Annotated in this window: 25 protein-coding genes and 1 pseudogene; 18 read left to right on the top strand and 8 right to left on the bottom strand. The window is 70.2% G+C overall.

The window, feature by feature from the left end:
- Positions 1-2 precede the first annotated feature (2 nt).
- Genes NP095_RS07000 through nusB form a run of 13 tightly spaced genes read left to right on the top strand, consistent with a single transcriptional unit; the run spans position 3 to position 11,379 of the window.
- Positions 3-479: a hypothetical protein gene (locus tag NP095_RS07000; protein WP_232416688.1), complete on the top strand. Its 477-nt coding sequence runs from the start codon at positions 3-5 to the stop codon at positions 477-479.
- Positions 476-751 carry a DUF6167 family protein gene (locus NP095_RS07005; protein ID WP_232416687.1) on the top strand — a complete coding sequence of 92 codons (276 nt, stop codon included), beginning with the start codon at positions 476-478 and terminating at the stop codon, positions 749-751. The genes NP095_RS07000 and NP095_RS07005 overlap by 4 nt, the downstream gene beginning before the upstream one ends.
- Positions 751-3,408, top strand: coding sequence for an alanine--tRNA ligase (alaS, locus tag NP095_RS07010; RefSeq protein WP_232416685.1), 2,658 nt, complete (start codon positions 751-753; stop codon positions 3,406-3,408). The genes NP095_RS07005 and alaS overlap by 1 nt, the downstream gene beginning before the upstream one ends.
- Entirely contained in the window at positions 3,405-3,893 is a 489-nt protein-coding gene (gene ruvX / locus NP095_RS07015) for a Holliday junction resolvase RuvX (RefSeq protein ID WP_154595152.1), read from the top strand. Before alaS ends, ruvX begins: the two co-directional genes overlap by 4 nt.
- Positions 3,890-5,029, top strand: a complete 1,140-nt coding sequence (gene mltG, locus NP095_RS07020) for an endolytic transglycosylase MltG (RefSeq protein ID WP_232416683.1) — start codon at positions 3,890-3,892, stop codon at positions 5,027-5,029. Before ruvX ends, mltG begins: the two co-directional genes overlap by 4 nt.
- Positions 5,022-5,834 (top strand): shikimate dehydrogenase, encoded by an 813-nt coding sequence (locus NP095_RS07025; RefSeq protein WP_232416681.1) that lies wholly within the window; start codon positions 5,022-5,024, stop codon positions 5,832-5,834. The genes mltG and NP095_RS07025 overlap by 8 nt, the downstream gene beginning before the upstream one ends.
- Positions 5,835-5,853: 19 nt before the next feature.
- On the top strand, positions 5,854-6,507 hold the full coding sequence (locus NP095_RS07030) for a prepilin peptidase (protein WP_232417411.1): 654 nt from the start codon (positions 5,854-5,856) through the stop codon (positions 6,505-6,507).
- Between the two features lie 12 nt (positions 6,508-6,519).
- A complete protein-coding gene (gene aroC, locus NP095_RS07035) occupies positions 6,520-7,698 on the top strand; it encodes a chorismate synthase (protein WP_232416680.1) in 1,179 nt (392 codons plus the stop codon).
- Positions 7,695-8,207, top strand: coding sequence for a shikimate kinase (locus tag NP095_RS07040; RefSeq protein ID WP_232416678.1), 513 nt, complete (start codon positions 7,695-7,697; stop codon positions 8,205-8,207). The genes aroC and NP095_RS07040 overlap by 4 nt, the downstream gene beginning before the upstream one ends.
- Complete coding sequence (gene aroB / locus NP095_RS07045; protein WP_232416676.1) at positions 8,204-9,286, top strand: 3-dehydroquinate synthase; 1,083 nt, start codon at positions 8,204-8,206, stop codon at positions 9,284-9,286. Before NP095_RS07040 ends, aroB begins: the two co-directional genes overlap by 4 nt.
- Positions 9,279-10,352, top strand: coding sequence for a M24 family metallopeptidase (locus NP095_RS07050; protein WP_232416675.1), 1,074 nt, complete (start codon positions 9,279-9,281; stop codon positions 10,350-10,352). The genes aroB and NP095_RS07050 overlap by 8 nt, the downstream gene beginning before the upstream one ends.
- Positions 10,349-10,915, top strand: coding sequence for an elongation factor P (efp, locus tag NP095_RS07055; protein ID WP_249378235.1), 567 nt, complete (start codon positions 10,349-10,351; stop codon positions 10,913-10,915). The genes NP095_RS07050 and efp overlap by 4 nt, the downstream gene beginning before the upstream one ends.
- Positions 10,915-11,379: a transcription antitermination factor NusB gene (gene nusB / locus NP095_RS07060; protein ID WP_232416672.1), complete on the top strand. Its 465-nt coding sequence runs from the start codon at positions 10,915-10,917 to the stop codon at positions 11,377-11,379. Before efp ends, nusB begins: the two co-directional genes overlap by 1 nt.
- Here the strand turns inward: nusB and NP095_RS07065 are convergent.
- The 5 genes from NP095_RS07065 to NP095_RS07085 are packed head-to-tail and all read right to left on the bottom strand — an operon-like array spanning position 11,303 to position 16,551.
- Complete coding sequence (locus NP095_RS07065; protein ID WP_232416670.1) at positions 11,303-12,019, bottom strand: class F sortase; 717 nt, start codon at positions 12,017-12,019, stop codon at positions 11,303-11,305. The genes nusB and NP095_RS07065 overlap by 77 nt on opposite strands.
- Before the next feature lie 9 nt (positions 12,020-12,028).
- Complete coding sequence (gene efeB, locus NP095_RS07070; protein WP_232416669.1) at positions 12,029-13,267, bottom strand: iron uptake transporter deferrochelatase/peroxidase subunit; 1,239 nt, start codon at positions 13,265-13,267, stop codon at positions 12,029-12,031.
- Positions 13,264-14,475, bottom strand: a complete 1,212-nt coding sequence (gene efeO, locus NP095_RS07075) for an iron uptake system protein EfeO (protein ID WP_232416667.1) — start codon at positions 14,473-14,475, stop codon at positions 13,264-13,266. Before efeO ends, efeB begins: the two co-directional genes overlap by 4 nt.
- Positions 14,472-15,329, bottom strand: a complete 858-nt coding sequence (gene efeU / locus NP095_RS07080; RefSeq protein ID WP_232416665.1) for an iron uptake transporter permease EfeU — start codon at positions 15,327-15,329, stop codon at positions 14,472-14,474. The genes efeO and efeU overlap by 4 nt, the downstream gene beginning before the upstream one ends.
- A gap of 52 nt (positions 15,330-15,381) precedes the next feature.
- Positions 15,382-16,551 (bottom strand): HNH endonuclease signature motif containing protein, encoded by a 1,170-nt coding sequence (locus NP095_RS07085; protein WP_232416663.1) that lies wholly within the window; start codon positions 16,549-16,551, stop codon positions 15,382-15,384.
- Between the two features lie 410 nt (positions 16,552-16,961).
- On the opposite strand from NP095_RS07085, the gene NP095_RS07090 reads away from it, so the two are divergent.
- Positions 16,962-17,780 carry an alpha/beta hydrolase gene (locus NP095_RS07090; RefSeq protein WP_232416661.1) on the top strand — a complete coding sequence of 273 codons (819 nt, stop codon included), beginning with the start codon at positions 16,962-16,964 and terminating at the stop codon, positions 17,778-17,780.
- A 108-nt stretch (positions 17,781-17,888) separates the two neighbouring features.
- Here the strand turns inward: NP095_RS07090 and NP095_RS07095 are convergent.
- Positions 17,889-18,359, bottom strand: a pseudogene (locus NP095_RS07095) (GAF domain-containing protein); the annotation flags it as partial.
- Positions 18,360-18,570: 211 nt separating this feature from the next.
- On the opposite strand from NP095_RS07095, the gene NP095_RS07100 reads away from it, so the two are divergent.
- Positions 18,571-21,003, top strand: a complete 2,433-nt coding sequence (locus NP095_RS07100) for an immune inhibitor A domain-containing protein (RefSeq protein ID WP_256766132.1) — start codon at positions 18,571-18,573, stop codon at positions 21,001-21,003.
- A gap of 70 nt (positions 21,004-21,073) precedes the next feature.
- Here the strand turns inward: NP095_RS07100 and NP095_RS07105 are convergent, their stop codons facing one another.
- The gene (locus tag NP095_RS07105; protein ID WP_232416657.1) at positions 21,074-21,736 is read right to left on the bottom strand and encodes a GAF and ANTAR domain-containing protein; all 663 of its coding nucleotides are present in this window, start codon (positions 21,734-21,736) and stop codon (positions 21,074-21,076) included.
- Between the two features lie 208 nt (positions 21,737-21,944).
- Positions 21,945-22,460: a DUF1269 domain-containing protein gene (locus NP095_RS07110; protein ID WP_232416655.1), complete on the bottom strand. Its 516-nt coding sequence runs from the start codon at positions 22,458-22,460 to the stop codon at positions 21,945-21,947.
- Between the two features lie 216 nt (positions 22,461-22,676).
- Here NP095_RS07110 and NP095_RS07115 point away from each other — a divergent pair, with 216 nt between their 5' ends.
- Genes NP095_RS07115 through NP095_RS07125 form a run of 3 tightly spaced genes read left to right on the top strand, consistent with a single transcriptional unit; the run spans position 22,677 to position 25,406 of the window.
- A complete protein-coding gene (locus NP095_RS07115) occupies positions 22,677-23,273 on the top strand; it encodes a TetR/AcrR family transcriptional regulator (protein WP_232416653.1) in 597 nt (198 codons plus the stop codon).
- Complete coding sequence (locus NP095_RS07120) at positions 23,270-24,445, top strand: SGNH/GDSL hydrolase family protein (protein WP_232416651.1); 1,176 nt, start codon at positions 23,270-23,272, stop codon at positions 24,443-24,445. Before NP095_RS07115 ends, NP095_RS07120 begins: the two co-directional genes overlap by 4 nt.
- 7 nt (positions 24,446-24,452) lie before the next feature.
- On the top strand, positions 24,453-25,406 hold the full coding sequence (locus tag NP095_RS07125) for an NAD(P)-dependent alcohol dehydrogenase (RefSeq protein WP_232416650.1): 954 nt from the start codon (positions 24,453-24,455) through the stop codon (positions 25,404-25,406).
- The last annotated feature ends 16 nt before the right edge of the window (positions 25,407-25,422 follow it).

Consider the following 25,422-nt stretch of genomic DNA (forward strand, 5'->3'; position numbering starts at 1 on the left):
TCATGTCCGTGCAGTGGGTGATCCTCGTCGTCACGGCCGTGCTGGCCGTCGTCGCGGTCGTCGCTGCCGTGGTCACGCTGCGCGCACTGCGCCAGATCAAGGCCGTCGAACGCGAGGCCCGCGAGGATCGTGCCGCCCTCGTCGTGACCGAGTCGGCGCCCGCGCCGGAGCCGGTGACGATCACCGAGGAGGCGCCGTCGGCCGAGGTCGTGCGGATCGTCGAAGGTCGCGTGATCGTCCAGCCGACCCAGGACCAGCTCGTCGCGGCCACCATGACCCGGCCCGCCGTGCGACTCAACGTGTGGGCCGCGGGCATCGCCCACGCCCTGCGCCCCGAGAGCCGTGACCGGATCCTGGGGCTGATGCGTCGCGAGTACCGGGGCCGCAAGCGAGCTCGCCAGCGGGCCGCGCGTGCCGCGGCTCGCGCCACCAACGGCCCGCCGCCGCCCGCCGGCGGACGCGACTGGGTGGGCTCATGAGCGCCCGCGTCGTCTGGTTCGTCGCCGGCGCGGCCGCCGGCGTCTACTCCAGCGTCAAGGCCAAGCGCGCCGCCTACCGATTGTCGATGCCCGGCCTGATCGACCAGGCCGCCGCTCTCGGCTCCGGGGTGCGTGCCTTCCGGGCCGAGATGCACGAGGGCATGAACTCCAAGGAGCACCAGCTGCGCACCCACCTGCTGGCCTCCGATCCCGAACTCCGGCTCGCTCTGACCGAGCCCACCGACCCCTCCGAAAAGAAGGAACTTCCCTGATGGAGACCGCTGAGATCCGGCGCCGATTCCTGTCCCACTTCGAGAACGCCGGCCACACGGTCGTGCCTTCGGCCCCGCTGCTGTTCGACGACCCGAACCTGCTGTTCGTCAACGCCGGCATGGTCCCGTTCAAGCCGTACTTCCTCGGCCAGGAGACCCCGCCGTTCGACCGCGCCACGAGCGTGCAGAAGTGCGTGCGCACCCTCGACATCGAGGAGGTCGGCAAGACCACCCGTCACGGCACGTTCTTCCAGATGAACGGCAACTTCAGCTTCGGTGACTACTTCAAGGAAGGTGCGATCACGCACGCCTGGGAGCTCATCACCAACTCGGTCGACGACGGTGGCCTGGGCTTCGACCCCGACAAGATCTGGGTCACGGTCCTGCACACCGACACCGAGTCGCGCGAGCTGTGGAAGAAGGTCGCCGGCCTGCCCGACGAGCGGATCCAGAACCGCGGCCTGCTGGACAACTACTGGCACATGGGTGTCGAGGGTCCCGGCGGTCCGTGCTCGGAGATCTACGTCGACCGCGGCCCGCAGTACGGCCCCGACGGCGGCCCCGAGGCCGACGAGGACCGGTTCCTGGAGATCTGGAACCTGGTCTTCATGCAGGAGGAGATCACCAACGTCACCGCGAAGGACCAGTTCGACGTGGTGGGACCCCTGCCGCAGCAGAACATCGACACGGGCATGGGCCTCGAGCGCGTCGCGTACCTCCTGCAGGGCAAGGAGAACATGTACGAGATCGACGAGGTCTACCCCGTGATCGCCAAGGCCTCCGAGCTCAGCGGCCGGGCCTACGGGGCCGACCACGAGGACGACGTCCGCTTCCGCGTCATCGCCGACCACGTCCGCAGCAGCCTGATGCTGATCGGTGACGGCGTCACCCCCGGCAACGAGTCGCGCGGCTACGTGCTGCGTCGCCTGCTGCGCCGCGCGGTCCGCTCCATGCGCCTGCTGGGCTACGACGACCCGGCGCTGCCCGAGCTGCTGCCGGTCAGCCTCGAGCGCATGAAGGCCTCCTACCCCGAGCTGGAGACCGACTTCGCACGGATCAGTCAGATCGCCTACGCCGAGGAGGAGGCGTTCCGCCAGACCCTCGGCAAGGGCACGCAGATCTTCGACGTCGCGGCCGGCGAGACCAAGAAGTCCGGCGGCACGGTGCTCAGCGGCGACCAGGCGTTCGCGCTGCACGACACGTACGGCTTCCCGATCGACCTGACGCTGGAGATGGCGCAGGAGCAGGGCCTGTCGGTCGACCAGGAGGGCTTCCGGGCGCTCATGTCCGAGCAGCGGGCTCGCGCCAAGGCCGACGCGAAGGCCAAGAAGGGCGTCCACGCCGACACCACGATCTACCGCCAGACGATCGACGCCTTCGGCCCGACCGACTGGCTGGCGTACACGAACCTCATCACCGAGTCCACGGTCCTGGCGCTGCTGTCCGGCGGAGCGCAGGTCCCCGTCCTGTCCGAGGGACAGGTGGGCGAGGTCGTCCTCGACCGCACCGGCTTCTACGCCGAGTCCGGCGGCCAGAACGCCGACGCCGGCATGCTGCGCTGGGACGGCGGCCAGGCCGAGGTGCTCGACGTCCAGCGGCCCATCCGCGGCCTGGTCGTCCACCAGGTCCGGGTCCAGTCCGGCGAGCTGACCACCGGCGCCGACCTGTCGGCCGAGGTCGACCACGACTGGCGCCTCGGCGCCCGCCAGGCGCACTCGGGCACGCACGTCGTGCACGCCGCGCTGCGTGAGGTGCTCGGCCCGACGGCGCTGCAGTCCGGCTCGTACAACCGCCCCGGCTACCTGCGCCTCGACTTCGGCTGGGGCGGCGCGCTCGATCCCGAGCAGCTGCACCGGGTCGAGCACGTCTCGAACCGCGCCCTGCGCGAGGACCTGCAGGTCTCGCAGCACTGGATGAGCCTGCCCGAGGCCAAGGAGTTCGGCGCCCTGGCGCTGTTCGGCGAGACCTACGGCGAGCAGGTGCGCGTCATCGAGATCGGCGGCCCCTGGTCGCGTGAGCTCTGCGGCGGCACCCACGTCGAGCGCTCCAGCCAGATCGGCACCGTCGTGCTGACCTCCGACACCTCCGTCGGCGCGGGACACCGCCGCGTCGAGGCGTTCGTCGGCATCGAGGGCTTCGAGTACCTGGCCCGCGAGCGCGACCTGGTCTCGCAGCTGACCGAGATGCTCAAGGCCAAGCCCGACGACGTGCCCGCCAAGGTCAACGACCTCGTCTCGCGCCTCAAGGCGACCGAGAAGGAGCTCGAGAAGATCAAGAGCGCCCAGCTGCAGGGCGCGGCCGGCGACATCGCCGCGGCCGCGACGGACGTCGACGGTGTCGCGTTCGTCGGTCACCGCGCCGAGGGCGTCGGTGGCGGCGACGTGCGTCAGCTCGCGCTCGACATCCGTGGCCGCCTGCAGGACCGCCCCGCGGTCGTCGTGGTCGTCGGCACCGCCGGTGACAAGCCGTCGGCCGTCGTGGCGCTGACCCCGCAGGCGGTCGACCGCGGCCTCTCGGCGCAGCAGCTGATCACGGTCGTGGGCCAGCACATCGGCGGACGCGGCGGCGGCAAGGCCGACGTCGCCCAGGGCGGCGGCACGGACCTCGGTGGCATCGAGCCGGCGTTCGGCGCGGTCCGGGAGGCCCTGCGCGGATGACCTGGCGCCGAGGACGCCGGCTCGGCGTCGACGTGGGGGATGCCCGGATCGGGGTCGCGTCGTGCGACCCCGACGGGATGATCGCCACGCCGGTCGAGACGGTGCCCGCCGGACCGCAGTCGATCGCTCGTCTCGTGGCCCTCGCGCAGGAGTACGAGGTGCTCGAGGTCGTGGTCGGTCTGCCGCTGGGAATGTCGGGCCGAGAGGGCCCCGCGGCGGTCAAGGTGAGGGCGTTCGCGGACACGCTCGCGGCGGCGGTGCATGCGGCGATGCCGGGCGTTTCGGTACGGTTGGTCGATGAACGTCTCTCGACGGTGGCGGGCCAGGCCCAGCTGCACGCGAGCGGACGGACGACGAAGTCGTCTCGTGCAGTCATCGATCAGGCGGCTGCCGTAGTGATTCTGCAGTCGGCGATCGACGCCGAGAAGACACGGGGGACCGCCTCCGGCGAGGTGGTCGCCGTGACTGAAGGGAACGACGGATGAGTGATGGCGACGGCGGTCTGACGATGCTGACCGGCCCGGAGGATCCCCGGCCCTCCCGACCCGGTTCGCGGCGCAGGGCCGAGCCGCCCGTGAAGAAGAAGTCGGGCCTGAAGAACATCATCGCGCTCGTCGCGGTGATCGCGATCCTCATCGGCGGTTACGTCGTCGTCACGAAGGTCATGGACCGCATGGGCGGCGCCGAGGACTACTCCGGCTCGGGCACGGGCACCGTCGAGGTGACCATCCCCTCGGGAGCCAGCGGCATCGACATCGCGCGGATCCTGGCCAAGGACGACGTCGTCAAGTCCTCCGAGGCGTTCTACCAGCTGAGCCTGACGGACAACCGCGCCCAGCAGATCCAGCCGGGCACGTTCCGGCTCCGCCAGCAGATGTCGGCCGAGGCCGCGTTGACCGCTCTGGTCGACCCCTCCGCGCGCATCCAGGCCAAGTTCACCGTTCCTGAGGGCGCCCGCGTCGGGCAGATCGTCGAGATCATCTCCAAGAACACCGACCTGAAGGCCGAGGACCTCGAGGCCGCCCTCGACGATCCCGCCACCATCGGCCTGCCGGACTACGCGAACGGCAACCCCGAGGGCTACCTGTACCCCGAGACGTACTTCGTCGAGCCGGGCGAGGATGCCAAGGACGTGCTGTCGCGCATGGTCAAGCAGACCCTCAAGGTCGCCAAGGACCTGGACATCGGCTCGCGCGCCCCGGCGCTCGGTCTGTCCGGTGAAGAGGTCCTCACCGTCGCCAGCATCCTCGAGTACGAGGGTCAGAAGGACGAGGACTACGCCAAGATCGCGCGCGTCCTCTACAACCGCATCGAGCAGGGCATGCCGCTGCAGCTGGACTCGACGGTCTCCTACGTCAGCGAGCGCAAGGGCGACGTGTGGACGACGGCCGAGGAGCGCGCGAACCCGTCGCTCTACAACACGTACCAGCACGCGGGGCTGCCCCCGGGACCGATCGGCTCGCCCGGCGAGGCTTCGATCCAGGCTGCGCTGAACCCCGCGTCGGGCCCGTGGCTGTACTTCTTCGCGACGAAGGACGGCTCGGTCATCTACAACGAGGACTTCGGCAAGCACACGCGTGACTGCCAGGCGGAGTACGGCGCCGGCTCGTGCGGTGGCTGAGGTGAGGTGCGCCGTCGTCGGCTCACCCATCGCCCATTCGCTGTCGCCGGCGATGCACCGGGCGGCCTACGGGCTGCTCGGACTGGACTGGAGCTACGGCGCGTTCGACGTGCAGGAGGGTGAGCTCACCGAGTTCGTCTCCGAGCACCGCGAGGGGTGGCGGGGCTACTCCGTCACCGCCCCGTTGAAGCGCGAGGCGGCCGCCCTGGCCGCCCAACGCGATCGTGAGGTCGAGGCCCTCGGCGTCGCCAACACGCTCGTGGCGATCGACGCCGGCTGGTCCGCGGTCAACACCGACGTCCCGGGGGCGATCAACGCTCTGCGCGAGGTCGGCGTGGACTCGCTCTCGACGCTGCGCATCCTCGGCGCCGGCGCCACCGCGGCGTCCGTCGCGCTGGCGGGCCTGCGGCTCGGGGCACGCGACGTCGAGCTGCGCGTCCGCGATGAGCGGCGTGCGATCCGCACCGTCCAGACGATCGAGCAGCTGGGTCTGTCGGTGTCGGTCGTCCCGCTGCACGTCGACGTGACCGAGTCGGTCGACCTGCTGGTCTCGACCGTGCCCGGTGAGGCGATCGCGGGACACGAGCACGCCTTCGTCGGCACCGCAGACGCGGTCTTCGACGTCGTCTACGACCCGTGGCCGACGGGCCTGATGGCCTCGGCGCAGTCCGAGGGCCGTCCGCTCGTCAGCGGCCTCGATCTGCTGGCCCACCAGGCGGTCCTGCAGATCGAGCTCATGACCGGCGAAGCGGTCCAGCCGGACGTCCTGGTGACAGCGGCCATGGAGGCCCTCGCCAGCCGTTAGGGTGCTCGTCGTGCCCGTCATGACGATCCTCGCCATCGTGCTGGCCGGTCTGTTGGGCGGCATCTCCCCGCGCCTGCTGGCCCGCCTGCCGGAGCCGACCGCCGAGCCCGATCCGGACATGCCCGAGAAGATCGAGTACGCGATCCTCGGGGCCACTCCGAGGCTCGCACTGTGGCTCGCGGTGACTGCTGCCGCGCTCGCCGCGATCGCGGCGGCCACGATCTCCGAGCCGAAGCTGCTGCCGGTGTGGATCCCGATCGCCGCGGCCACGCCCGTGCTGGCCTGGGTGGACTGGAAGGTCCACCTGCTGCCGTACCTGATCGTCGCGCCGCTGTACGTCGTGACGTGGCTGCTCGTCGGCGTCAGCGCCCTGCTGATGCAGGACGCGTCGGTGCTGCTCCACGCGTTGCTGGGCAACCTCGCGGTGTTCGGTTTCTACTTCGTCCTCGGAGTCATCGGGCCGATGGGGTACGGCGACGTGCGACTGTCCGCGGTGGTCGGTGTGGCGCTCGGTCCGCTGGGCGTCGTCGCCACGTTCTACGGGGTCTTCTTCGGCATGGTGATCGGCGCCATCGTGGGTCTGGTCCTCGTCCGGGGCCGGCTCGGAACGAAGACGCCGATCGCGTTCGGTCCATACCTGCTGCTCGGTGCGTTCGCCGCGCTCTGGGTCTGAGAGAATCGCCCCATGCTTCGTTGGTTGACCGCCGGAGAGTCACACGGCCCCGCCCTTGTCGCCACCCTCGACGGCCTCCCGGCCGGGGTCGAGGTGACCAGCAAGGAGATCCAGGCCGCCCTCGCGCGGCGTCGCCTCGGCTACGGCCGCGGTGCCCGCATGGCGTTCGAGGCCGATGAGCTCGAGATCATCGGCGGCATCCGCCACGGCCGCACGCTCGGCAGCCCGATCGCGATGCGCATCGGCAACAGCGAGTGGCCCAAGTGGGACCAGGTCATGGCGGCCGACCCCGTCGACCCCGAGACCCTCGCCGGGCTCAAGCGCAACGCGCCGCTGACGCGCCCGCGCCCGGGTCATGCCGACCTGGCCGGCATGCAGAAGTTCGACTTCGACGAGGCCCGCCCGATCCTCGAGCGCGCCAGCGCCCGCGAGACCGCCGCCCGCGTCGCGCTCGGCGAGATCGCCGCGCAGTTCATCGCCCAGACCACGGGCGCGACGATCGTCAGCCACGTCGTCGAGCTGGGCACGGTCAAGGCCCCGGCCGGCCTGCTGCCGCGCCACCGCGACGTCGAGCGGCTCGACGCCGATCCGCTGCGCTGCTTCGACCCCGAGACGTCGACCGCGATGGTCGCCGAGGTCGACGCCGCGCACAAGGACGGCGACACGCTCGGCGGCGTCGTCGAGGTCATCGTCGAGGGACTTCCGCCGGGCCTGGGCTCGCACACGCAGTGGGACCGTCGCCTCGACAGCCGCCTGGCCGCCGCGCTGATGGGCATCCAGGCCATCAAGGGCGTCGAGCTCGGTGACGGCTTCGAGCTGGCGCGCACGCGTGGCTCGCTGGCGCACGACGAGATCGTCCCCACGCCCGAGGGCATCCGCCGCGTCTCCGGTCGCGCCGGCGGCACCGAGGGCGGCATGACCACCGGCGAGCTGCTGCGCGTCCGCGCCGCGATGAAGCCCATCGCGACGGTTCCGCGCGCGCTGCGCACGATCGACGTCCAGACCGGCGAGGAGACCCGGGCGCACCACCAGCGCTCGGACGTCTGCGCCGTCCCGGCCGCCGGCATCGTCGCCGAGGCGATGGTCGCGCTCGTCGTGGCCGACGCGCTGCTGGAGAAGTTCGGCGGCGACTCCGTCGGCGAGACCTCCCGCAACGTCCGCAGCTACCTCGAGAACCTGAGCTACCGGTGACCACGAGCCGTCCCGTCGTCGTGGTCGTCGGCCCTCCCGGCGCCGGCAAGACCACGGTCGCCGAGCTGCTGGCGCAGCGGCTCGGGGTCGAGGTCCGCGACACCGACCAGGACGTCGAGGCGTCCGAGGGCGAGAGCGTGCAGGACATCTTCGTCGGCCGCGGTGAGCCCGTCTTCCGCGAGCTGGAGGCTGCGGCCGTCGCCGAGGCGCTGCGCTCCCACGGGGGAGTGCTGGCGCTGGGTGGTGGCGCCGTGATGGACGCCGGCACCCGCGCGCTGCTGGCCGACCACACGGTCGCGCACCTGGACGTCGGACTGGCCCGTGCCGCCGCCCGCGTCGGCATGAACTCGGGCCGTCCGCTGCTGCTGGGCAACGTCCGGGGCCAGCTCAAGGCGCTCATGGACGCCCGCCGTCCGCTGTACAACGAGGTCGCGACGTTCACCGTCGACACGAACGAGCTCACCCCCGACGAGGTCGTCGACCGCGTCCTGGCCGAGCTGGGCCGATGACCCGCCGCGTCGCCGTCCAGACGGCCCAGCCGTACGAGGTCGTCGTCGGTCACCACGTGCTGGCCGAACTCGAGACTCTCGTCCCCGAGGACACGCTGCGCGTCGCGATCATCCACGCCGCGCCGGTTCGTGGGGTGGCCGAGGGCCTCGCCCTGCACCTGCACGGTCGCGAGGTGCTGCTGATCGAGGCTCCCGACGGCGAGCAGGCCAAGACGGTCGAGTTCCTGGCCCACTGCTGGGACCAGCTGGGGATGCACGGCTTCACGCGCTCCGACCTGGTCATCGGTGTGGGGGGAGGGGCCACCACGGACCTCGCCGGATTCGTCGCTGCCAGCTGGCTGCGCGGCGTCCGCTTCGTCACCGTGCCCACCACGGTGCTGGGAATGGTCGACGCGGCTGTCGGCGGCAAGACCGGGATCAACGTCGCCGCGGGCAAGAACCTGGTCGGCGCCTTCCACGAGCCGATCGGCGTGCTGTGCGACCTCAGCACGCTGGTGGACCTGCCGGTCCGCGAGCTGCGCGGGGGACTGGCCGAGGTCGTGAAGTGCGGCTTCATCGCCGATCCCACGATCCTGGCCGACGTCGAGGCCTCGCCCGAGCGTGCGCTCGACCCGACCGACGACCTGCTCGCCGATCTCGTCACGCGCGGCATCGCGGTCAAGGCCCGCACGGTCGCCGGCGACCTGCGCGAGACCGGCGCCGACGGATCCATCGGCCGCGAGGCGCTCAACTACGGCCACACCCTCGGCCATGCCATCGAGCGACACGAGAGGTACGCAATCCGCCACGGTGAGGCGATCAGCGTCGGCATGGTGTTCGTCGCCGAGCTCGCGCACCGCCGTGGCCTGATCGACGACGAGCTGTTGGCGCGCCACCGTGCCACGCTGGGCCTCGTGGGCCTGCCGACGAGCTACGACGGAGCGACGTTCGAGGAGCTGCTCAGCGGCATGCGCCTGGACAAGAAGACCCGCGGCGACCAGCTGCGGTTCGTGGTGCTCGACGGACTCGCCAGCCCGACCATCCTCGCGGGGCCCGACGAGTCGGTCCTGCGCGACTGCTGGCAGGCCGTTCGTGGCTGACGACTCGCGCATCGCGCGACTCCGGGTCCTGCTGGCCGACAGCGGCCACGCCGCGATGTTCGTGTCCGACCTGGTGAACGTGCGGTACCTGACCGGCTTCACCGGCTCGAACGGCGCGCTGTTGGTTCCCCTCGAGCACGACCCGGTCTTCCTGACCGACGGCCGCTACCGCGACCAGGCCGCGGCTGAGCTCGAAGCCGCCGGACTGGGCGACGTCGAGATCGTCGTGACCCGCGACCTCATCGGTGTGGCCGCCGGCCGCGCTCCGGCCGACCTCGTCGCCGAGACGCACCTGATCGACGTCGACTCGTGGGAGAAGCTGGGCCGTCCCGAGGCCTCGGGGCGGCTCGTCGAGCGCCTGCGCGAGGTCAAGGACGACACCGAGATCGCCGCGCTGCGCCGGGCCTGTGAGATCTCGTGCGCCGCGCTCGAGGCCCTGCTGGTGGGGCAGCTGGCCGGGCGCGCCGAGCGCGAGGTGGCCCGCGACCTGGAGTGGCGGATGCTCGAGCTGGGCGCCGAGGACCGTGCGTTCGACACGATCCTGGCCGCCGGCGAGAACTCCGCGATCCCGCACCACCAGCCCACCGACCGCGAACTGCGGGTCGGGGACCTCGTCAAGATCGACTTCGGCGCCCGGGTCGACGGCTATCACGCGGACTGCACTCGCACCGTCGTCATCGGCCCCGCCGCCGACTGGCAGCGCGAGATCCACGCCGCCGTCCGCGAGTCCCAGGCCGCGGGCCTCGACCGGCTCCGCCCGGGTGTCCCGGTGGCCGAGTCCAACGCCGCGGCGCGTGACTCGCTCGAGCGCGCCGGCTGGCTGGAGGCCTTCACGACGGGCCTCGGACACGGGGTCGGACTGCAGATCCACGAGGACCCGTTCATCGCCGCGGCGCACCCCGGTAGACTTGCCAGCCGCACCGTCCTGACGATGGAACCGGGGATCTATCTTCCGGGTCGAGGGGGCGTGCGCATCGAGGACACGGTCCTCGTCACCGACCCCGACCATGGCGGTGAGCCGGACGTGCTCACCGACATCACCAAAGAACTCCTGGAGATCGACTGATGGCAACCACGAACGACCTCAAGAACGGCATGGTGCTCAAGATCGACGGACGGCTGCTCGCCGTCATCGAGTTCCAGCACGTCAAGCCCGGCAAGGGCCCGGCCTTCGTCCGGACCAAGCTGAAGGACGTCGAGTCCGGCAAGACGCTGGACCGCACCTTCAACGCCGGCACCAAGGTCGAGACGGCCAGCGTCGACAAGCGCGACATGCAGTACCTGTACAACGACGGCGCCAACTACGTCTTCATGGACACGGCGACGTTCGACCAGATCGAGGTCACGCCCGAGATCATGGGCTCCACCGTCGACTACCTGCTCGAGAACCAGGACGCCGTCGTCGCCACGAACGAGGGCCGGGTCCTCTACGTCGAGCTGCCCGCCTCGGTCGAGCTCGTCATCGAGCACACCGACCCGGGCCTGCAGGGCGACCGCTCCAGCGGTGGCACCAAGCCCGCGCGCCTCGAGACGGGCAAGGAGATCCAGGTCCCGCTGTTCATCGACTCCGGCGAGAAGATCAAGGTCGACACCCGCGACGGCAGCTACCTCGGTCGTGTGAAGGCCTGATGGGAGCACGCACCAAGTACCGCAAGCGGGCCCTGGACATCCTCTTCGAGTCCGAGTCCCGCGGTTTGTCGGCCGACGGCACCCTGGCCGACCGGCTGGAGGTCAACGACCCGCCGGTCAACCCTTACACGGTCTCGCTCGTCGAGGGCGTGGCCGCGAACATCGGCGAGATCGACGCCCTGCTGGCGGAGTACTCCGTCGGGTGGACGCTCGACCGCATGCCGGCCGTCGACCGCAACCTGCTGCGGATCGCGGTGTACGAGATCAAGTACCTCGACGACGTGCCCGACGCCGTGGCGATCAGTGAGGCCGTCGAGCTGGCGAAGGAGCTGTCCACGGACGAGTCGCCGCGCTTCGTGAACGGACTGCTCTCGAAGGTCTCCCAGGTCAAGACGAAGCCGGTGCCGCCGTCGGAGCCGACGGAGCCCTCGGAGCCCTCGGAGCCCTCGGAGCCGACGGAGTAGCGTTCACCGCTTTCGCGAACCAGATGGTGCGGTGCGACCAGTCGCCGGACGGCGAGCGGTCGCCCGAGCAGGCCAGGATGGCGAGGCGGCGCGGCCCGTCGTCGTTCTCGTAGCCGCTGTCGCGGCTGTCGGCCGGGACCTCGAACCGGCGCTCGACGCGGTAGCACTGCACCTGACCCTCGCCGCGAACCTCCAGGATCGTGCCCTGGGGCAACTGCGTGAACAACCGGTTGCCCAGGGCCGATCCGTCGGGGTAGGTGTGGGCGTTCACCAGCACGTGGCCTTGCCTCGATCCGGGCAGCGGGCTCGGTGCGACGTCCCAGCCGAACTCCCACTTGCCCGACGGGGTCAGCGGCGGGACGCCGGGCACGTTCTGGGCGTCACGCTGCAGCGCCAGCACGGAGTAGTCCTTGCCCCGGATCGAGATCGTCTCGGGGACGAACGCGCGGTCGGCGCCCCCGCGGCACGGGTCCGGCTCGGGTGTCGGACTCCGCGAGGGGAACGTCGGCAGAGTGGGCTGGGGCCCGGCCTCGACGTCGTCGCGCTGGAGCGCGGTGACTGCCAGGGCGGCTGCCGCAACGACCACGACGAGCGTGACCGCGAGGGTCAGTGCGAGCCGCTTGCGCGCCGTCGGTGCCACACGTCCAGCCTAGAAGAGACCGCTCCCGATCGACTCCCCAGCGCGGATGCCGCCGGGGACCGCGAAGATCGCGGACCCGATGTGGCGGATGTACTCGTTGAGCGAGTCCTTCGCCAGTGATCGCTGCACGCCGACGAACTGCTCCGGTGAGCGCACGAACGCCAGGAAGAACAGGCCGGCGTTCAACTGGCCCAGGTCGTTGTTGCCCTCGACGTAGTTATAGCCGCGCCGCAGCATCCGGGCGCCACCGTTCTGCGTGGGATGGGCCAGCCGGACGTGCGAGTCCATCGGGATCGCGGGTCCGCGTGCGGCCGTGGAGACCACGTCGAAGTCCGGCTCGGTGAACTCCGAACCTCCCGACAGCGGGGCGCCCCGGCCCTTGTCGCGGCCGACGATGGCCTCCTGCTCCTCGAGTCGGACGCGGTCCCAGGACTCGATCAGCATCTGGATCTTGCGCGCGACCAGGAACGAACCGCCGGCCAGCCAAGGCTGGTCCGATCCGTCGGCCCAGACCCACGTGGCGAGGTCGGAGTCGTCGTTGCTGAAGACGTTGGCCGTGCCGTCCTTGAAGCCGAAGAGGTTGCGCGGCGTCGACTGGGACTTCGAGGTGGTGGACGTGCGGCCGTAGCCCAGTTGGGTCCAGCGCACCTGTGCCCGGCCGAACGCTATGCGCGAGAGGTTGCGGATCGCGTGCACGGCGACCTGCGGGTCGTCGGCGCACGCCTGGATGCACAGATCGCCGCCGCTGAACCGGTCCTCCAGCAGTTCGAAGGCGAAGGACGGCAGCTCGACGAGCTCCTTCGGTCGCTTCTTCTCGAGGCCGAACCTGTCGGCCGCGAACAGGGTGGGGCCGAAGCCGAACGTGATCGTCAGCGCGTTGGGCTCGAGGCCCAGCGCCTCGCCGGTGTCGTCCGGCGGCTTGTACGGGCCGCCTCCGGTGGCGCCCTCGGTCGTGACCTCACGTCCCTGCGTCAGTCGCGCGGCGGCGTCGGTCCAGTCGGCCAGCAGCGACTTCAGGTCCTCGCGCGTGGCGGTCGAGGTCATGTCGAACGACGCGAAGTAGAGGTGCTGCTGGACCCGTGTCGTGATTCCGGACTGATGCTTGCCGTGGAACGGGACGACGGACTCCTGCGGCTCGGCGTCGTCGTCACGTGCGGCACCGGCGGCGAACCCGCCGGTCACGCCGACGGCGCCCGCCGCTCCGATCAGCCCGAGGGCCGACCGACGCGACAGCCGTCCGCCGGTCATGACTTCGAGACCCCCAGGACGGTGTGGGTCAGTTGCGACAGGGGCTCGCTCAGGGCGTTGAGCTGGGCGCCCAGCTCGTTGCGCTGCGGCTGCCTGACCGTGTCGTACGAGACGAAGCCCTGCTCGTAGTCGCCGTGGGTCTCCAGCAGCGCGAACATGGCCGCGAACTGCCGGTCGAGGTCGCCGACCAGCTGCTTGCCCTCGGCGCCCTTGCCGGCGGCGATCTCCCGGACCGAGTCGTAGGCGACCTTGGCGCCCTCGACGTTGGCGTAGAAGTCGTACAGATCGGTGTGGCTGAACTCGTCCTCCTCGCCGGGGAGCTTGCCGTCGGGCGCCGCGACCTCGTCCAGCAGGCCGATGGACCCGTTGGTGATGTCACCGATCGTCAACACGAAGTCGGCCGAGTGCACCTTGTCGTAGAGCGCCTTGATGTCGGTGACCAGCTGCTCGCCGAGCTCCTTGCGGCCTGTGTCGTCGAGGGCGCTGAGCTTCTCGTCGGGGTAGTTCGTCTTCGCCTCGTCGAGCCACAGGTCCATCTCGATGCGGTGGAACCCGGTGAACGGCAGGTTCTCGGCCTCGGCGCCGGGCTTGCGGTAGTCGATCTTGGGGTCGAGGTCGCCGAACTGCTCGGCCGTGGGCTCGATGCGCTCGTAGTTGATGCGGGTGATCGGGAAGAGGCGGCGGGCGGTGTCGTCGTCGCCGGAGGTGTACGCCGCGACGAAGTCGTCGACATTCGTGACGAGCTCGGCGACCTGGTCCTTCGTGTAGGCCGTGTACGAGGCGACCGCCGCGTCGATGGCCTTCTGCTCGTCCTCGTCGACCGCGAGGTCGTCGCCGCTGACGGTGAACTTCGCGTTGCCGACGCCGTCGCCGACCATGCCGGGCTTGCACTCGGTGAAGTAGTCGCCGGGCTGGGCCTGGACCGTCAGGCCGCGCGAGGTGCCGGGCGCGATGTTCTCGACCTCGCCGATGATCCGCAGCTTGTCGCTGTCGAGCAGGTAGAACTCGGTGACCTTGTCGCCCTCGTTGGTGACGTCGAAGGTGATGGTGCCGCTGTCGGCCTTCGCCGCCGAGACCTCGCAGCCGTCGGCGGTGCTGGTGACCTTGATGGCGTCGTCCGACGACTCGGAGTTCTTCACGCAGGCGCTCAGCGCGAGCGTGCCCGCCAGGGCGACGGCCAGCACGGTGGAGCGGGAGCGACGGTTCATGCACGGGTTCCTTCGGTCGAGGTGGTGGCCGCGCGCCGGGGCTTGCGGACGACGCGCGCGTAGGCGGCGCCGACGACGGCCAGGTAGATCGCCCACACGGCGAGTTCGAGCTTGGTCATGTCGGGGGAGAAGCCGATCGTGCCCTTGAGCAGGGCGGCGGGCAGGCCCGACGGGTCGATGGTGTCGCTCAGCTGGAACGCCCACGCCGAGGCGCCCTGGGTCCACGGTCCGGGCAGGACGCCGGCCTCCTGCAGGTCGTGGACGCCGTAGGCGAGGATGCCCGCGGCGACGACGATCAACAGCGCGCCCGTCCAGGTGAAGAACGTGGCGAGGTTGATCCGCACGATGCCCCGGTAGATGAGCCAGCCGATGCAGACGGCGGTCAGCAGTCCGAGCACCGCGCCGACCCAGGCCAGGGGAGCGTCGTCGCTCGAGCGGACGGCGCTCCACAGGAACAGGGCCGTCTCGAGGCCCTCACGGGCGACCGCGACGAAGCCGACGGCCACGAGCCCCCAGCCGGGCCCGTCGAGCCGGGCGTCGATCTGGTGCTCGAGGTCGCGCTTGAGACCGCGGGCCGTGCGCGCCATCCAGAAGATCATCCAGGTGACCAGTGCGACCGCGAGGATCGACAGGGTGCCGCCGATGATCTCCTGCGCCTCGAACGTCAACCCGTAGGTGCCGAACGTCAGCAGGGCGCCGAGTCCCAGCGAGAGGGCCACCGCGATCGCCACTCCGGCCCAGATCCGCGGGACGACGTCGTCGCGACCGATCTTGCGGACGTAGGCGATCAGGATGCCGACCACGAGGGAGGCCTCGAGGCCTTCGCGCAGGCCGATCAGGAAGGTTCCGAGCATCGTTTCACCTCAGCCGGACGCCCGTAGTTAGGCGAGCCTCAGCAAAGGTACATCAGCCCGGGGGTCGCGGGGAACCGCTGTATCTCTCGATGAATCGGCGGGGTGGGTCGAGATGTCGGTCGGCGAGGTGACCGTGTGACTTCATGTTGTGGTGCTTGCGGCAGAGGCACCGGAGGTTGGCTGCGGCGGTGGTGCCGCCCCGGTCGTACGCGGTGGCGTGGTCGAGGTCGGTGTCGTGGACCGGGGCGCGGCAGCCGGTGACGCGACAGGTGCCGTCGCGCCACCGAAGTGCTTGGCGCAGCTTCTCGGGCGGTCGATAGGTGAGGACCTCGGTGTCGAGGACGTGGCCGATCGGATCGAGGACGAGCCGGCGCAGCACGGCGTGCTCGGAGGCGGCGAGCTCGCGGGCCCAGTCGGCCCCGACGGGCTCGCCGTCGTGGGTCAGTCCGGGTCCGTCGGTCAGGCCGATGAGGTCGGTGGCGTCGATGCTGATGGCGATCTCGGCGCGGATGTCGGTGGACGTGCCGGTGCACGAGGTGAGCCAGTGCGCGACGAGGTCGGCCTGCTTCTGATCGCGCGTGCGGCGGTCGGTGTCGCCGGTGTCGGGATCGATCGAGGGGAGTGCCTTCGCTGCGCGACGGAGTCGTTCGCCGACGGCGATGGCCACGCCTGTGGGCAGCAGCGCGTTCAGCCAAGATGTGCCGTCGCTCTGGTGGGTGATCGACACGCGGCGTTCCTCGACGGCCCGCGCGGTTTCCTCGCGGACGTGGTCGGGTTCGAGCCGGGCACGGAGTCGGCGCAACCAGCCGCGCAACTCGGTGATGGTGTGGGAGGCGGCGTACGCGGGCGCCGAGTGCTCCAGGAGCGCCCACGCAGCGGGCGTCTGGAGACGCTCGGCGGTGTCGGCGATCGCCGAGACGCGTGCGGCGTCGATGTCGCCGTCGTGGAACGCACGCCACACGCCGGGGATCCGCTCACGGACCGTGGCCGCCTCGGTGACCATCGCCCAGACCTGACGCTCGGTGACGTGCAACGCCTGCGCCAACTCGAGCGTGACCTCGCGGCGGGCCAGCTCCTTGCTCAGCACGATCTCGTCGGTGCGGTCGATCTCGGCCGTTCGCCCGGTGTGGAACGAGGCGACGAACTCCCACTCCTCGAACTCCGCGACGGCCCGGGCGCGACGGACCGCGTCACCTGCCACGATCGCCCGGTTCGAACTCATGAACCCAACGTAGTGGGCCCCACTGACAGAATCTTCGGTCGTGCGCGCTGACTCTGGAGGTGCCGCGAGATCCGTTGAGGGATGGAGTGTCCACTGCTCCAGGCACGGGCGAGGCCGCCCGGTGATGGTGCTGCACGAGGAGCCCGAGATCCTCGGCGCCCTCGTCTGTCCCTGGATCGACCCCACGGTCAGCGAGCCGGGGGAGCCTGGTCGACGCCCGTCCGTCCAGACCCAGCGTTTCCGGGTCTCGCGCTCTGGCGTCCTCGCGTCGCCCGGCGATAGAGTCACGAGCAGTCGCCGGTGTGCGCAACGAAGCGGACGCCAGAAGAGGTCGCCGGGCATCCCGGGGCTGCGGTCCTCCCGGCTCGGTCACGAGCCCCGCTTCACCCCGCGCCGCCGAAGGGCCCGCCATGAACGACCCCCACCGCCTCACCACCGTCGTCCTCATCCACGGACTGTGGATGACTCCCCGCAGCTGGGACCATTGGAAGACCTACTACGAGGGCCAGGGTCTCCGCGTCCTCACACCCGCCTATCCCGGATTCGAGATCGAGGTCGAGGCACTGCGCCAGGCCCCGCAGGTCATCGCCGACCTGACCGTGCCGCAGACCGTGGATCACCTGGCCCAGGTGATCGGCGAACTCGACGAGCCGCCGATCATCATGGGTCACTCCTTCGGAGGCACCCTGGCCCAACTGCTGCTGGCGCGCGGCCTCGGGGCGGCGGGCGTGGTGATCGACTCGGCGCCGACGGAAGGCGTGCGCGTCAGTCCGCCGTCGCAGCTGAAGTCACTCCTGCCCGCGCTGAGCAACCCGGCCACGCGCAAGCGCGCCTTCGGCTTCACGCCCGAGCAGTTCCACTACGCCTTCACCAACACCCTGACAGAACAGGAGTCGCGCGAGGTGTGGGACACGTACCACGTCCCCGCCCCCGGCCACTGGATCTGGGAGTACGGGCTGACCGCGAACTTTAAGCCCGGTCACCAGGAGACATGGGTGGACTACTCCGCGGATCGGGCGCCGCTGCTGTTCATCGCCGGTGGGAGTGACCACATCATGCCGGCCGCGGTGAACCGGTCGAACGCGCGTCGGTACCGCAAGTCACCGGCCCTCACCGAGTACGTCGAGCTCGAGGGTCGTGATCACTGGACCTGCGCGGCGCCCGGCTGGGAGGCGGTGGCCGACCGAGCCCTCGAGTGGGCACTGCGCAGCAGTGCTCTGGCTCCCTGACTGGTCAGGGGCTGAAACGCGCGTCCTCGGGGGCTGGTAGCGCTCCATGATGATGCCGATCGTCTGGTTGAGCCGGTCCTCATGGCGGGCGCGGCCCAGGGCGATCGCGGCATGGGTTGCGAAGAGCTCGGCCAACTCGCGGGACTCCGGATCCACCCGGTCGGCGCGCGTCGAGTAGAGGTTGAGGCCGCCGAGGGTCTCGTCCTGGATGTACAGGCGCAGCGCCATCTGGGCACGCAGCCCGGACGTCAGGGCCTTCGGGATGTAGCTGGCCCAGCGGTGCTCCTGGCCCGCGTTCTCGACCAGCACCATCGGCTCCTCGCGCAGGCTGTCGAGGCAGGGACCCTCGTCGAGCTCGTACTGCAGGGAGTCGAGCTCCCACACCAGCGGATCGGTGCCGGCCACCGTCTCGATGCGGCCGTCGCGATGGATGATCGAGACGCCGGCGTGGTCGAACGCCGGCAGCGTCATGACGGCGGTCTGGACGATCGTGTCGAGGGTCTCGGCCAGCGAGCGCGGGCCGTGAAGGGTGCGGGCGGCCTCGGTCAGGGCGGCCGCCATACGGGAACTGTCGGTCATGCGTTCTCCGGAACACGTCGATGCTCAGTCCTGATCGGCTCCGGGTTGAACCAGGGCACACACTAATGCTTCGTCCCGACAACGCGAACACAGGAGTCCGCGAGATTTCGGACTGTCCAAGCGCGCCCCGGAGGCCTAATGTCGTAGATCACACAGGAGAGCCGCGACGCCCCCCGGCCGGATTCCCCTTTCTTTCGAAAGGAATGTCCACGTGAGAATCACGCATGCCGGGGTCAGCCTGGCTTTGATGGCGGGAGCCGGCCTGATCGCCGTCGTCCCGGCGGCTTCGGCCGCACCTGCCGGGCCCACAGGCCCCGGAGGAGAACCACAGGGGTCCAACCCCGCGCACGTCCTGCCGAACCCCAAGTCGGAGAAGCAGGTCGCGCTGCGGCAGGAGGCCTGGGCCAAGGTGCTCAGCGGGGAGGCGACTCCCAAGACGGTCAAGGGCAACGAGGTGCTGAAGGTCGGGCGCGAGCCCGCGGCCGCCAGTCCGAACGCCCGCCGCCAGGCTGCTGCGGACGAGACGCAGGACCAGTACGTCGAGCTCTCCAACGAGCGCACCGACAAGGTCTTCGTCCTGCTGGTGGAGTTCGGTGACCAGCGTCATCCGAACTTCCCCGACCGCGACACCGCGCCGAACACCGTCGGTCCGGCCCGTTTCGACGGGCCTCGGTTCAACGAGATCCCGAAGCCGGGCCCGGACGACAACCGGACCCAATGGCGCAAGAACTACACCAAGAACTACTACAAGAACCTCTACTTCGGTGAGGGCGACGGCGTCGAGTCGCTCAAGACCTACTACGAGCGTCAGTCGTCGGGTCGGTACAGCGTCGAGGGCATGGTCACCAACTTCACGCGGGTGCCCTACAACCAGGCGCGCTACGGCCGCAGTGACGGTTACCCGTGCGCCTCCAACGTGTGCAGCAACACCTGGAACCTCGTCGCGGACGGCATGACCCAGTGGGTCGCCGACCAGAAGGCCGCCGGCAAGACCGACGCCCAGATCCGACGGACGGTGGCGCAGTACGACATCCGCGACCGTTACGACTTCGACGGTGACGGCAACTTCGACGAGCCCGACGGCTACATCGATCGCTTCCAGATCATCCACTCCGGCGGCGACCAGGCCGACGGGGATCCGATCTACGGCGAGGACGCCATCTGGAGTCACCGCTGGAAGGCGTTCCAGAACGGCGACGGGGTCTTCGGCCCCCAGGGCAACCTCGACGGGGGCGCGCAGATCGGCGACACCGGAGTCTGGGTGGCCGACTACACGATCCAGCCCGAGAACGGCGGCCTGTCGGTCGTGGCTCACGAGTACGGTCACGATCTCGGCCTGCCCGATCACTACGACACCTCGGCGTCGGGTGACAACCCCGTCAACTGGTGGACGCTGATGGCCCAGAGCCGCGTGTCGGACACGGGCGACCAGGGTCTCGGCACGCGTGCCGCCGACCTCGGCGTCTGGGACAAGCTGCAGCTGGGTTGGCTCGACTACGAGACGGTGGTGGCCGGACAGAACCGGACGATCGAGCTCGGCCCGCACGAGTACAACTCCGAGGATGCCCAAGGCGTCGCCGTGGTGCTGCCGGACAAGCAGACCGTCACGCAGCTGCCCACGCCGCCCGAGGGCAGCAGGCAGTGGTGGTCCGGACAGGGCGACGACTACGAGTCCTCCATGTCCCGTGCGGACATCGCGGTGCCCGCTGGTGGTGCGACGTTGAGCCTCAGGACGCAGTTCAACATCGAGGAGGACTACGACTACGCATGGTTCGAGGTCGAGGCTCCCGCGGGCAGTGGGAACTGGGTCCAGCTCCCGACCGCGGCCATCGATCCTGATGCGGAGACCGATGCTGACGAGGTCGGAATCGACGGCGTCAGCAACGGCTACGTGTCGGCGTCCTACGATCTGGCGCCCTATGCCGGTCAGACCATCGGCTTCCGGGCTCGCTACCGCACTGACGGTGCGGTGCAGGGCCAGAATGCCGATCTGGGCTGGTCGGGTCTGTTCGTGGACGACATCCGCGTCACCGCCGGTGCCACGGTCGTCCTCGCCGACGGCGCCGAGACCTCACCCAACGGGTGGACGCTCGACGGGTTCAGGTCGGTGGGCAGCAGCATCACGGCCGCGACCGACCGGTTCTACCTCGCCAGCAACCGTGCGTACGTGTCGTACGACAAGTACCTGCGGACCGGGCCGTACCACTTCGGGTTCCCGGACCGGCCGAACTTCGCGGAGAAGTTCCCGTACCAGAACGGCCTGCTGGTGAACTACTGGGACGCGTCGTACACCGACAACAACACCAGCCAGCACCCCGGTGCGGGACTGGTGCTGCCGGTGGACGCCAACCCGCAGGTGCTCTACAACCTGCAGGGTCAGCCGTGGCGCGGACGGATCCAGACGTACGACGCACCGTTCGGTCTGGAGAAGTCGGACTCGTTCTACCTGACGGCCGACGGTCGCCGCAGTTACGTCCGTGGGGCGGCGGCCAAGCCGCTGTTCGACGACTCCGACCCGAACCGGTACTTCACGCCGTTCGCGGAAGCGGGCCAGCCGCGGACGGGCGTGAAGGTCGCCGGGGCCGGGGTGAAGATCCGGGTGCTCGAGCAGTACGGCACCTCGATGCGGATCCGGGTGCAGTAGCCGGATCACCTGAGGAACGACCGGTGCCGGGGCGATTCGCCCCGGCACCGGTCGTGTCATGGCCTCGTTGCTACGGCAGGTGTCGGGTGTGGATGAGTTCTGCCGCAATGCTGCGCAGCTTGACGTTCTCCGTCGAGGAGACGCGGGTCAGCAGGGCGAACGCCCTCGTCGCGTCGATGTCGTAGCGCTCCATCAGCAAGCCACAGGCCTGGCCGATGATGGCGCGCGAGTCCAACGCCGTCTCGTACCGCTCCACCTTCTGCGCGGCGAGGACGGCGATGGCGATGTGAGCGGCCAGGGCGAGTCCCTCCGCCTGATCCTCGGCGGTGAAGGCGTCGACCTCGGTCGAGTACATGCTGAGTGCCCCGATGACCTCCGAGAGCGTGAACAGGCGGAGGGTCAGGACGGTGCGGGCACCGGTGGCCTCGGCGAGGTGTGAGCCCCACCGGGGCCAACGGGCGTCCTCGATGAGGTTCGGGATGTAGACCGTCTCGTGCTCCCACAGCGTGCTCAGCGCGGGACCCTCGCTCAACTGCTCCTGGAGCTGGTCGCCGAGGGCTGCCAGGTCGTCACTGGCGGCGGGGGTCTCTACGCGCCGCTTGCTGTACACCAGCGAGATGCTGGCTGAGGAACACGCTTCGACATGGCGGACCAGCAACTCGACGGCGTTCTTCACGGTCGCGGCAGGATCGTGCTGATCCTCCAACTCGCGGGCCGCGTCCGCCATGCGCATGGCGATGTCAGATGATTCGGGACCCACGACCAGCCACCCCCCGGGAGCTCGTTGTTGTCGAGGACCCGATCATAAGCGGTCCGCCGGGCCGTTGGCTCGACCCGGCAGACCTCGCGGATGTCTCTGCGCGCTGGAGACATACGCGTAACGACGAGGTACCCGCGCCTCGCGCGGTCACGCGCCGCCGTCGGCGATGACCCGGCTCGAGTCAGGACGTGACGGCTTCGAAGACCTTCTCGTCGCCCTCGTTCACGGCCTTCACGACGGCGTCGTAGTCGCCCTTGTCGATGGCCTTGCTGATCCTCTTGGCGGCCTTGGTGACCGCCTTGTCGACACGGTCGAGGTAGAGGTCGTCGACGACGGCCACCAGTGCGGAGGAGCCCGGCGGGAGCCATTCCTCGGCGTCCACGCCGATCTTCTTCTCCTCGTGCCGCTTCGCGATGGCGCCCGCGCCGGCGCCGATGGCGGCACCGATCACGCCTGACAGCAGCAGCGGCGGCGCGAAGAGCCCGACCACGAGGCCGGCGACGGCTCCGACCGTGGTGCCGGCGGCGACCACGCTGCCGCCGTGCTCCTCGACCTTCGTCTGCCCCGACGCATCACGAGACAGGACCACACCGGCGACCACGAGGTCGTCGACGTCCTTGATCGCCGTGAAGTCGTCGGCGGCGGACTCGGTGTCGTCGTACGTCGAGACGAACAGGGTGTAGTTGTGCTCTGACATGCTGGGCCCCCCATGGGCGGTGGTCGTCTTCGACCACCTCGAGTTGTCGACCGGGCGGCTGCCCGGTCGGTGCGATCGGCGGACGGGGCCCCTCGCCGGATGTGTGGTGAGGCACACTGCCCGCCTTCTTCGACGGTAGGTCGGGGGACGGAAGGCCGCCTCCCCGACACGTTGCCTATAGCCTGTAGGTGGCCATCGATGGGGAGTAGGTTCACCATGGCATCTGCCAGACCGGCACTGAACGGCCAGACGCTCAGCGCCACGGCCGCGGACGTCGCGGACGAGCTGGGCTTCGAGCACGTCACCGTCTCGGAGGTCGCCCGGCGCGTCGGGGTGAAGCCGGCCAGCGTGTACTTCCACCTCGACGGCGCCGACGACCTGCGCGGCCGGGTCAGCGCCCTGGCACTGACCGAGCTGGGGGAGCGGCTCGCCCTCGCGCTCGCCGGGCGTGCGGGCCGCGACGCGCTCGAGGCGCTGGTCGACGCGGTGCGCGGCTACGCCGTCGAGCACCCGGGCCGATGGGCGTCCACGCAGGTGCGCATCACCGCGCCCGAGGCCGGAGCTGCCGGTGCCCGAGTGGCCGCGCTGATGCTGGCGGTGGTGCGTGGCTACGGGCTTCCGCCCAAGGAGCAGACCCACGCCGTGCGGCTGATCGGCAGCACGGTCAACGGCTTCGTCCGCCTGCACGTGCACGGCAGCTTCGACCACTCCGACCCCGATCCCGAGGCGTCGTGGCTGCGCATGACGCAGGCCCTCGACACCGCCCTGACCCACTGGCCGACCACGGCCACCTCCGAGGAGACCGCCCGATGACCGACCACCTGCAGGACGTCCCGCTCGATGCCTCGCTGTTCCGCGGGGTCGTCGAGGTCGAGCACACCCCACGCGGCGTGCAGCCACACCGGCTGCCGGCATGGGCGCGCCGCCAGCTGCCCGATCCGCAACTGCTGATGGCGCAGGCGCAGCCGTCCGGAGTCCGGCTCGTGTTCCGCACGGCCGCGACCACGATCGAGGTGGAGGCGTTCCCGACCCGGGTGGCCTACGTGGGCGCTCCACCGCGACCGCTCGGCGTCTACGAACTGATCGTCGACGGTGTTCCCACCGCGCGCGGTTCGGTCGACGGGGGAGTCGTGCTGACGATCGACATGACGACCGGAGGGCGCGACGTGAGCGCCGGCGAGCCCGGAACCCTCACGTTCGGCGGTCTTCCCGGCACGGACAAGACCGTCGAGCTGTGGCTTCCCCACAACGAGATGACCGAGCTGGTGGCGCTGCGCGCCGACGCGCCGGTGTCGGCCGTTCCCGCCGGTGACCGTCCCGTCTGGCTGCACCACGGCAGCTCGATCAGCCACGGCTCGAACGCGCTGACACCGACCGGCACCTGGCCGGCCATCGCGTCGGCGGCTGCCGGGGTGGACCTGATCAACCTCGGCTTCAGTGGCAGCGCCCTGCTCGACCCGGCGACGGCGCGCACGATGCGCGACCTCCGGGCCGACGTCATCAGCGTGAAGATCGGCATCAACCTGGTCAACGCGGACCTCATGCGGCTGCGCGGATTCACCGCGGCGATGCACGGCTTCCTCGACACGATCCGCGACGGTCATCCGGACACGCCGCTGCTGTTGATCTCGCCGATCCTGTGCCCGATCCACGAGGACACCCCGGGCCCGGGCCGGCCGGACCCGGCCACGCTCGGGACCGACGCGGTGAAGTTCATGGCCGTGGGCGACCCCGCGGACGTGGCGTGGGGCAAGCTCACGCTGCGCGTCATCCGTGAGCAGATGCGCCAGATCGTCGAGGCTCGCCGGCAGGACGACCCGAACCTGCACTACCTCGACGGCTCGGAGCTGTACGGCGAGGACGACGCAGTGGTCCACCCGCTGCCGGACGCTCTGCACCCCGACGCGGAGACCCACGTCCTCATGGGTGAGCGGTTCGCGAAGCTGGCGCTGATTCCTGGTGGGTTGCTCGCGCGCAGAGGATGATGACCGCATGAGAGCTGCGGTGTACGACCGGTACGGCGGTCCCGAGCAGCTCCAGGTGCAGGACGTGCCCGTGCCGTCGCCGTCCTCAGGTCAGGTGCTCGTTCGGATCGAGGCGACGTCGGTGAACCTGAGCGACTGGGAGTGCCTCACGGGCTCGCCGGTCTATGCGCGGATCGGCGGCCTGCGTCGGCCGGCGCGTAGGACACTCGGCTCGGACATCGCCGGTGTGATCGAGCGGGTCGGGGAGGCCGTGACCCGCTTCCGCCCGGGCGATGCGGTGTACGGCGACAACCTGGCTCTCAAGGGCGGCTTCGCCGAGTACGCACTCGCTCCGGAGTCGGCGTTGGCCCCCGTGCCCGAAGGCCTCGGCTTCGCCGAGGCGTCCACGATCCCGCAGGCGGGTGCCATCGCGTGGCAGGGCACCGAGAAGGCGCTCCCGGATGCGCGGGTGCTGATCAACGGAGCCGGTGGCGGCTCAGGGTCCTTCGCGATCCAGCTCGCGAAGCGACGCGGCGCCCACGTCATTGCGGTCGACAACGGCACGAAGCAGGACTTCATGCGCTCGCTGGGCGCCGACGAGGTTGTCGACTACGAGCGCGAGGACTTCACGCGGACGGCCGAGCCGTACGACCTCGTCCTCGACCTGGTCGCCCACCGGTCGCCGCTGGCGTACCGCCGCGCCCTCGCCCGCGGCGGGACCTACCGCTGCGTGGGCGGATCCGTGGGCACGCTCCTGGGCGTGCTGACGGTCGGAGCGGTCACGGGGGCGGCCACCGGCCGTTCGCTCGGCGTCCTCGCGGTGAAGCAGGGACCCGCGTTCTTCGAGCCGATCGGCGCGCTCGTGGCCGGTGGCGAGGTCATCACGCACGCGGAGCGGATCTTCACCCTCGATCAGGTCGCGGACGCGGTCGCGTACGTCGGTGAGGGGCGTACCCGGGTCAAGGTCGTGGTCGTGCCGTGAGCACCGCGAGAATGGG

The sequence above is a fragment of the Aeromicrobium duanguangcaii genome, assembly GCF_024508295.1.
Taxonomy (GTDB): Bacteria; Actinomycetota; Actinomycetes; order Propionibacteriales; family Nocardioidaceae; genus Aeromicrobium; species Aeromicrobium duanguangcaii.

What these genes read in the sequence shown, in the direction of transcription:
- NP095_RS07105 (WP_232416657.1), bottom strand. Translation starts at nt 21,736, where the DNA reads ATGCGCATGGCGGACGCGGCCCGCGAGTTGGAGGATCAGCACGATCCT.
- aroB (WP_232416676.1), top strand. Translation starts at nt 8,204, where the DNA reads ATGACCCGCCGCGTCGCCGTCCAGACGGCCCAGCCGTACGAGGTCGTC.
- efeB (WP_232416669.1), bottom strand. Translation starts at nt 13,267, where the DNA reads ATGACCGGCGGACGGCTGTCGCGTCGGTCGGCCCTCGGGCTGATCGGA.
- efeU (WP_232416665.1), bottom strand. Translation starts at nt 15,329, where the DNA reads ATGCTCGGAACCTTCCTGATCGGCCTGCGCGAAGGCCTCGAGGCCTCC.
- NP095_RS07120 (WP_232416651.1), top strand. Translation starts at nt 23,270, where the DNA reads ATGACCGACCACCTGCAGGACGTCCCGCTCGATGCCTCGCTGTTCCGC.
- NP095_RS07110 (WP_232416655.1), bottom strand. Translation starts at nt 22,460, where the DNA reads ATGTCAGAGCACAACTACACCCTGTTCGTCTCGACGTACGACGACACC.
- efeO (WP_232416667.1), bottom strand. Translation starts at nt 14,475, where the DNA reads ATGAACCGTCGCTCCCGCTCCACCGTGCTGGCCGTCGCCCTGGCGGGC.
- aroC (WP_232416680.1), top strand. Translation starts at nt 6,520, where the DNA reads ATGCTTCGTTGGTTGACCGCCGGAGAGTCACACGGCCCCGCCCTTGTC.
- NP095_RS07090 (WP_232416661.1), top strand. Translation starts at nt 16,962, where the DNA reads ATGAACGACCCCCACCGCCTCACCACCGTCGTCCTCATCCACGGACTG.
- mltG (WP_232416683.1), top strand. Translation starts at nt 3,890, where the DNA reads ATGAGTGATGGCGACGGCGGTCTGACGATGCTGACCGGCCCGGAGGAT.
- ruvX (WP_154595152.1), top strand. Translation starts at nt 3,405, where the DNA reads ATGACCTGGCGCCGAGGACGCCGGCTCGGCGTCGACGTGGGGGATGCC.
- alaS (WP_232416685.1), top strand. Translation starts at nt 751, where the DNA reads ATGGAGACCGCTGAGATCCGGCGCCGATTCCTGTCCCACTTCGAGAAC.
- NP095_RS07005 (WP_232416687.1), top strand. Translation starts at nt 476, where the DNA reads ATGAGCGCCCGCGTCGTCTGGTTCGTCGCCGGCGCGGCCGCCGGCGTC.
- NP095_RS07030 (WP_232417411.1), top strand. Translation starts at nt 5,854, where the DNA reads ATGACGATCCTCGCCATCGTGCTGGCCGGTCTGTTGGGCGGCATCTCC.
- NP095_RS07125 (WP_232416650.1), top strand. Translation starts at nt 24,453, where the DNA reads ATGAGAGCTGCGGTGTACGACCGGTACGGCGGTCCCGAGCAGCTCCAG.
- nusB (WP_232416672.1), top strand. Translation starts at nt 10,915, where the DNA reads ATGGGAGCACGCACCAAGTACCGCAAGCGGGCCCTGGACATCCTCTTC.
- NP095_RS07115 (WP_232416653.1), top strand. Translation starts at nt 22,677, where the DNA reads ATGGCATCTGCCAGACCGGCACTGAACGGCCAGACGCTCAGCGCCACG.
- NP095_RS07085 (WP_232416663.1), bottom strand. Translation starts at nt 16,551, where the DNA reads ATGAGTTCGAACCGGGCGATCGTGGCAGGTGACGCGGTCCGTCGCGCC.
- NP095_RS07000 (WP_232416688.1), top strand. Translation starts at nt 3, where the DNA reads ATGTCCGTGCAGTGGGTGATCCTCGTCGTCACGGCCGTGCTGGCCGTC.